Below are 6,422 nucleotides of genomic sequence, written 5' to 3'. Positions count from 1 at the left end.
GCGTAGTGACGTGCTGGAGTATCGTACTCAACGTGAGAAGTTGCGATTGTGATACCGCGCTCACGCTCTTCTGGAGCGTTATCGATAGATGCGAAATCTTTAGCAACACCGCCGTACACTTTTGCAAGTGTAGTACAGATAGCAGCAGTTAGAGTTGTTTTACCGTGGTCAACGTGGCCGATAGTACCAACGTTTACGTGCGGTTTCGTACGTTCAAATTTTTCTTTAGACATGGGGTGTCCCTCTAGGTACGGATTAGGTGGCTTAAAATAAGACCACGCAACCAAAAAAATGGTTTTCTTTATTAAAGGAGAAGAAGCTTTAGACTGGTGCTAATACCCAGAGTCGAACTGGGGACCTCACCCTTACCAAGGGTGCGCTCTACCGACTGAGCTATATCAGCACACAAAATGAGTTGGAGCGTGCAGCGGGAATCGAACCCGCATCATCAGCTTGGAAGGCTGAGGTAATAGCCATTATACGATGCACGCAACACGTAACTCTGTTTGAGCTATTTAACCTTTAGAATATGGTGGAGAGGGACGGATTCGAACCATCGAAGGCAGTGCCAACAGATTTACAGTCTGCTCCCTTTGGCCACTCGGGAACCTCTCCAAATTTTGAGCTTTCTCTCGCTTGCCTTAGAGGAAGGGAGAAAGTGGTGCCGACTACCGGAATCGAACTGGTGACCTACTGATTACAAGTCAGTTGCTCTACCTACTGAGCTAAGTCGGCACAAGTGGGGCGCATTTTATTGAATGATTTTCCACCTTGCAATAGTAAATTGAAAAAAAGTGCAAAATTCTCTTACCAAACTCCTACATACGCCAATTTAGCTCAAGGTTTCCATCTTTAACACGCATCTAGCACAGGAAGATATTTTATTTATCTATCGCTTGATGTATTTTCCATGCACTTGTTTTGTTATCCACTATAGAGTTTTGTATGAGCCCATTTATGTCATTTGACCGCGAACGTTGGTCTGAGCTAAGGAATTTAGTTCCGATGACACTTTCTGAGAGCGACTTAAAAGAGCTTCAAGGCATCAATGAAAAGCTCACAATGGAAGAGGCAGTAGAGATCTATCTACCGCTATCTCGTCTATTGAACCTCTATGTGGCAGCCAGACAGAATAGAAACTCGGTACTCCACCAATTTCTAGATAAGAAAGAGAAAGCGCCACCTTTTATCATCGGTATTGCGGGTAGCGTAGCTGTTGGCAAAAGTACCACTGCGCGTCTGCTTAAAGCCCTACTCTCTCGCTGGGAAAACCACCCAAAAGTTGAACTAGTGACAACCGATGGCTTTTTATATCCAAACGAGGTGTTAGAAGAGAAAGGGTTGATGAGCAAAAAGGGCTTTCCTGAATCTTACGATATCAAGCGTTTAGTGAACTTTGTTTCGGATGTAAAAGCTTGCAAGAGAAATGTCACAGCCCCTGTTTACTCGCATCTTACGTACAATATTACTGATGACGTTAAGTGCGTCGACCTACCAGATGTGCTTATTATTGAAGGGCTTAATGTTTTACAAACCGGAATGAATTATCCACACGAGCCACATCGCGTGTTTATTTCAGACTTCCTTGATTTCTCACTCTATGTTGACGCTGATAGCCAACAAATCAAAGAGTGGTACGTCAATCGCTTTATGAAATTCCGCGATGGCGCGTTTACTAAGCCTGGCTCTTACTTTAGTCATTACACTAAATTATCGAACCAAGCCGCATTGGACAAAGCAGAAGGTATCTGGAGTTCAATTAATGGCTTGAACCTTGAACAAAATATCCTTCCGACAAGAGAAAGGGCTCACCTGATTCTACGTAAAGGCGCAGATCATATGGTTGAAGAAGTGTTACTAAGAAAATAGTAACGCCTTAGTCGCCTTTTCTTAGCGATATCTCGCCACCAATATAGCTCTCGACACCATTCTCAGTTTTGAGCAATACAGCACCTTGTTCATCGATGCCTTGAACAACACCTTCAATTTCTCTAGGTCCAATGATCAATCTAACATTGCGACCTAAGAAATTATCCAAGCGGTTCCAACGCTCTAAAAAATTGGACATTCCTTTCAACTCGTAGTCGACAAGTGACTTATCCCAAGCATTGATCAGAGCCTGCGCTAACTGGTTACGGTCTGGCACCTTCCCATCACACACTTCTTTAAGGGAAGTCCATGGCTGGCCAATACCTGATGTTGTTGGATCCATGGATAGGTTTAGCCCTAAACCAATCACAATATGCGCAGCGCCACCAGACTGTCCTGACAGCTCGACCAAGATACCTGCAAGCTTCTTGTCATTGTGGTAAAGGTCGTTCGGCCATTTAAGCTTTACACCTTCTACGCCCATCTCTTCCAAAGCTTCAACAACAGCTACACCAACCACAAGGCTTAAGCCCATTGCGGCAGCCATCCCCGCGTCGAGTCTCCAATACATTGAAAGATAGAGGTTTGCACCAAATGGTGATACCCACTCTCGTCCACGGCGTCCACGACCCGCAGCTTGATATTCAGCAATACAGACAGAACCCGATTCGAGGGTGTTAGTGCGCTCTAATAGGTGTTGGTTTGTAGAACCTATGATGGGAATGAGTTCAAGAGAAGCATCGCGACTAACTGCAGACAATTTGTCTTGGTCAAGCATATCCAAACGACTGGCTAGTTTGTAACCCTTGCCTTGTATTCGGTAGATATCTAAACCCCACTCTTGAATACCTTTAATGTGCTTACTGATAGCCGCTCGTGATACGCCAATCATTTCACCTAGGTCTTCACCTGAATGAAACTCACCGTCAGCAAGACATCTCAATAGTGCAAGCTTGGTGCTGTGCTCTCTCATGCCAATGACTCCAAAGCCTTATCCAGGTTTGTCTCGCAGTCTCGTCCCATAAAGCGCACTTCATGTTCCAATCGAATATCGAATTTATTCAAAACGGACTGGCGCACTCGCTCTGCAAGCTTAAGGATATCCACAGCAGAAGCCTCATCATAATTGATAATAACCAATGCTTGGTTGGGGTGAACCTGAGCGCCACCTTCTGTCACACCCTTGAACTGGCATTGATCAATCAGCCAGCCAGCAGCAACTTTGATCATGTCATTACTCTCATAACCAACCATATTTGGATATAGAGCTAACAAGCGATCAAAATGATCTTTGGTGATCACAGGGTTTTTGAAGAAGCTACCCGCATTCCCTTGTACTCTAGGGTCTGGCAGCTTACTTGAACGGATAGCACACACTTCATCAAATATAGTGCGAGGGGAGAGCGTATCGGCTGCTAGGCTTTTTAACGGGCCATAGTGATTGCATGGCTCCCACTCTTTCGGCAACGTTAAACCAATCGCAACAACAATCGCTTTATCGTAGAGAGCGTGTTTGAAAATAGAATCTCGGTAACCAAAGAGACACTCTTCTTTGCTTAATCGCTTAACTGTATAAGTATCCAGACACAGGATATCGACATACTCGCATACGTCTTGTAGCTCAACACCATACGCACCAATATTCTGAATCGGAGCAGAGCCGGAACAGCCGGGTATCATTGCTAGGTTTTCTAGACCACCCAGCTCTTTATCCACACTCCACTCAACCAAGCTTGGCCAATCCTCGCCACCACTCACATGCAGTAGGTGATGACTGTCCGTCTCGGCCAGCTCAATCCCGGCTAATTTATTCACGATGACCAGGCCAGCGAAGTGCTCAGTAAAAAGCATATTACTGCCCTTACCCAGTATTAACTTAGGCAAAGCTGACCATTTAGGGTCTTTGTAAAGCGAAATAAGTTCTTCGGTAGTGGTGACTTCAACCAACGCATCACACGTCTGATCGATGGAAAAAGTATGAACATTTTTTAAACTAGCATTGAGATGGAATTGCATGGCGATATTCAATTAACTTACACTGCGGTCATTCTACAGCAGATAAACCAATGGCGCAGTGACTGAATGAACAATGTCATCATTACTCAATTAGACCCAGTAAAGGTTCCCCTAGTTAAACGTTTCTATAAAGAACATTACCCAACGGGAAAAGCGAATAAGAGTGAACTGATCTATTCGTTATTGCTGAATAACGAACTGTGCGGTGTCGTGCGTTTTCGTACAATAGAAAATAATCGCTTACTTACCGGTATGGCGATATCAAAACAACATCGTGGTCAGCAATTAGGCTCCCAGCTTATGGATTATTGTGCGCAACATACGCTTACGGAAGATGATTACTGCTTTGCGTACGCTCATCTCATCAATTTTTACGCGCGACACAAATTCGTACAAGTAGACCCTAAAGATCTACCAAATGGTTTAAGAGTTTTATACGAGCGCTATTCGAATAGCGGAAAAGATCTCATTCCTATGCATTATCAGCAAAATTGTTAGAGAATGCCTCGATTATCTAGTATTTGGTGCTATCCCTTTGGTAAAATTAAAGGTTCGCAATTTTGCATATTTTTAAGGTAAAACAGTCAATATGATTGCCAGTAGGAATCCATTCATACAGTTGCCAACCATAGCGCAGAATCCTGACAAGTTTGAAGTACTACTATCAGCGCAAGAGTTTCGAACTCGCCTACTTGATGAAATATCTCGCGCAACGACTCGTATTAGTTTAGTCGCTTTGTATCTTGAAGATGATGAGGCTGGCCGTGAGATCCTAACTGCCTTATATGAAGCAAAGCAAAAGAATCCAGAATTAGACGTGAGCGTTTGTGTCGATTGGCACCGGGCGCAGCGTGGATTGATTGGCGCAGAGTCTTCTGAAGGCAATGCAGCCATGTATAAAGAGTTCGCAGAGAAATATCAACATTCTGTGCCTGTCTATGGCATTCCCGTTCGCGGCAAAGAAGTCTTTGGCGTATTGCACTTAAAAGGCTTTATCGTCGATGATAGCGTGATATACAGCGGTGCAAGCCTTAACAATATCTATCTGAATTACCATGACCGCTATCGCTTTGATCGTTACCATGTTTTAAACAATGCAGCTCTTGCTGACTCAATGTTTGCCTACGTACACGAACAGATGGTTGCGGACAGCGCTGTTTATGACCTGGCTGATAAGAACAAGCCTGCGACCAAAGAACTGAAACCAGCGATTCGTCAGTTTCGAGCATCATTGGCAAGGTCTCAGTATCAATTCGAAGGGCAAGAGGTTTCAGCAGAGCAAGTGGCTGTAACACCATTGGTTGGTATCGGTAAAAGACGTAACCGTCTGAATCAGGGAATCAACCAACTCGTCGCTCAAGCTAAAGATGAAATCTTCATCTGCACACCTTACTTCAACTTCCCACCTAGCCTAGCTAAAGAAGTGAAGAAAGCACTTAAGCGTGGCGTAAAGGTCAGCATTGTTGTTGGTGATAAGACAGCGAATGATTTCTTTATCTCACCAGAAGAAGAGTTTAAAACGATTGGTGGTTTGCCATACCTTTACGAACTGAACTTACGCCGTTTCGCTAAAGCGAATGAAGCTCATATTGCTAGCCGTAATCTATCAATTCGACTTTGGCAACACGATTCCAATAGCTTCCACCTAAAGGGCATTTGGGTAGATAAGCGCTACATGCTACTAACAGGTAATAATCTAAATCCACGCGCATGGAAGTTGGATCTAGAGAACGGTATCTTTATCCAAGATAACTACCATCACCTAACATACAAGTTTCAGGCTGAAGTGGATAACATCCTTCAACACACTCAGCTTATCTGTACTTATAAGCAGTTAGACAAGGTAGAGAGCTACCCGATGGAAGTTCAGAAGTTGATTCGTAAGATCACTCGTGTGAAAGCCGATAGGGTGCTTAAGCAAATACTGTAGTCGATGTATTAGAGACACTATTTATCAACGCCTAGCAAACGCTAGGCGTTTTTGTATCTACGAGATAGCTATTTAGGTTTGTTTGATGGTCTTTCGAATCAACATCTCTATTTATGCATAGTGAGTGTGATAGCTTGAAGTGTTAAGCATCCTACCTTTTCCTTAGTCAGTCTCAGGGTTCCAGATACGTGTATCAGGTATGGTTTAGATAGCAGCTAAACGAGTACCAATACGAACATAATCGACAATTACCCTTTACGTATTCAAGCAATAACGTTCGTCACTCCTTACGGCGAGGTTCGTACGCGATAGAGAATTTCACATAGTAAAACAATCAGATTAGTGCTCTGCTCTATTTAGCTTAAGAGTTAGAAGTGACCACCTATATTCCCAAGCAGCACCTCCCGATATATAGAGAAGTACTTCATAGCTAGCGATAAGGATCTACTACTAAAACCCAAAACACATACGCAGGAAACGACGAAAGCCTAGTCGTCAGACTAGGCTTTCTGATATGTGCCGGAATAGCATGAAGTGCAGGGGCTCGGTGTCTTTATACCAATTAAAGTAAAAATGTGATCTAATTGAGATTGATGAATTATTGTGA

At 43.6% G+C, this 6,422-nt stretch carries 6 protein-coding genes and 4 tRNA genes; 3 read left to right on the top strand and 7 right to left on the bottom strand.

Features of this window, described 5'->3' with window-relative positions; genetic code table 11:
* The 5 genes from AB4138_RS22940 to AB4138_RS22920 form a co-directional block, all read right to left on the bottom strand.
* Positions 1-233, bottom strand: a 233-nt coding sequence (locus AB4138_RS22940) for a GTP-binding protein (protein WP_240698606.1), incomplete at its 3' end; no start/stop codon positions are given.
* A 94-nt stretch (positions 234-327) separates the two neighbouring features.
* A tRNA-Thr gene (locus AB4138_RS22935) sits at positions 328-403 on the bottom strand.
* 13 nt (positions 404-416) lie between these two features.
* Positions 417-491: transfer RNA gene (locus tag AB4138_RS22930), tRNA-Gly, on the bottom strand.
* 39 nt (positions 492-530) lie between these two features.
* Positions 531-615, bottom strand: a tRNA-Tyr gene (locus AB4138_RS22925).
* 44 nt (positions 616-659) lie between these two features.
* Positions 660-735, bottom strand: a tRNA-Thr gene (locus AB4138_RS22920).
* Between the two features lie 210 nt (positions 736-945).
* Here AB4138_RS22920 and coaA point away from each other — a divergent pair.
* Positions 946-1,869, top strand: a complete 924-nt coding sequence (coaA, locus tag AB4138_RS22915; RefSeq protein WP_017066910.1) for a type I pantothenate kinase — start codon at positions 946-948, stop codon at positions 1,867-1,869.
* 7 nt (positions 1,870-1,876) lie between these two features.
* Here the strand turns inward: coaA and birA are convergent, their stop codons facing one another.
* Both birA and murB read right to left on the bottom strand, forming a co-directional pair.
* Positions 1,877-2,842: a bifunctional biotin--[acetyl-CoA-carboxylase] ligase/biotin operon repressor BirA gene (birA, locus tag AB4138_RS22910; protein ID WP_372159034.1), complete on the bottom strand. Its 966-nt coding sequence runs from the start codon at positions 2,840-2,842 to the stop codon at positions 1,877-1,879.
* A complete protein-coding gene (gene murB, locus AB4138_RS22905; protein ID WP_102429266.1) occupies positions 2,839-3,885 on the bottom strand; it encodes a UDP-N-acetylmuramate dehydrogenase in 1,047 nt (348 codons plus the stop codon). The genes birA and murB overlap by 4 nt, the downstream gene beginning before the upstream one ends.
* A gap of 66 nt (positions 3,886-3,951) precedes the next feature.
* On the opposite strand from murB, the gene AB4138_RS22900 reads away from it, so the two are divergent.
* Positions 3,952-4,383 (top strand): GNAT family N-acetyltransferase, encoded by a 432-nt coding sequence (locus AB4138_RS22900; RefSeq protein ID WP_102429265.1) that lies wholly within the window; start codon positions 3,952-3,954, stop codon positions 4,381-4,383.
* 91 nt (positions 4,384-4,474) lie between these two features.
* Complete coding sequence (pssA, locus tag AB4138_RS22895) at positions 4,475-5,815, top strand: CDP-diacylglycerol--serine O-phosphatidyltransferase (protein ID WP_372074992.1); 1,341 nt, start codon at positions 4,475-4,477, stop codon at positions 5,813-5,815.
* The last annotated feature ends 607 nt before the right edge of the window (positions 5,816-6,422 follow it).

Origin of the sequence: Vibrio sp. 10N.286.52.C3 (assembly GCF_041468865.1) — a bacterium.
GTDB lineage: Bacteria > Pseudomonadota > Gammaproteobacteria > Enterobacterales > Vibrionaceae > Vibrio > Vibrio crassostreae_C.
The sequence above is the reverse complement of the archived record's forward strand: the minus strand, read 5'-3'. Positions and strand labels throughout refer to the sequence as shown.

Coding starts and splice junctions, on each gene's coding strand:
- coaA (WP_017066910.1), top strand. CDS start 946: ATGAGCCCATTTATGTCATTTGACCGCGAACGTTGGTCTGAGCTAAGG.
- birA (WP_372159034.1), bottom strand. CDS start 2,842: ATGAGAGAGCACAGCACCAAGCTTGCACTATTGAGATGTCTTGCTGAC.
- murB (WP_102429266.1), bottom strand. CDS start 3,885: ATGCAATTCCATCTCAATGCTAGTTTAAAAAATGTTCATACTTTTTCC.
- AB4138_RS22900 (WP_102429265.1), top strand. CDS start 3,952: ATGAACAATGTCATCATTACTCAATTAGACCCAGTAAAGGTTCCCCTA.
- pssA (WP_372074992.1), top strand. CDS start 4,475: ATGATTGCCAGTAGGAATCCATTCATACAGTTGCCAACCATAGCGCAG.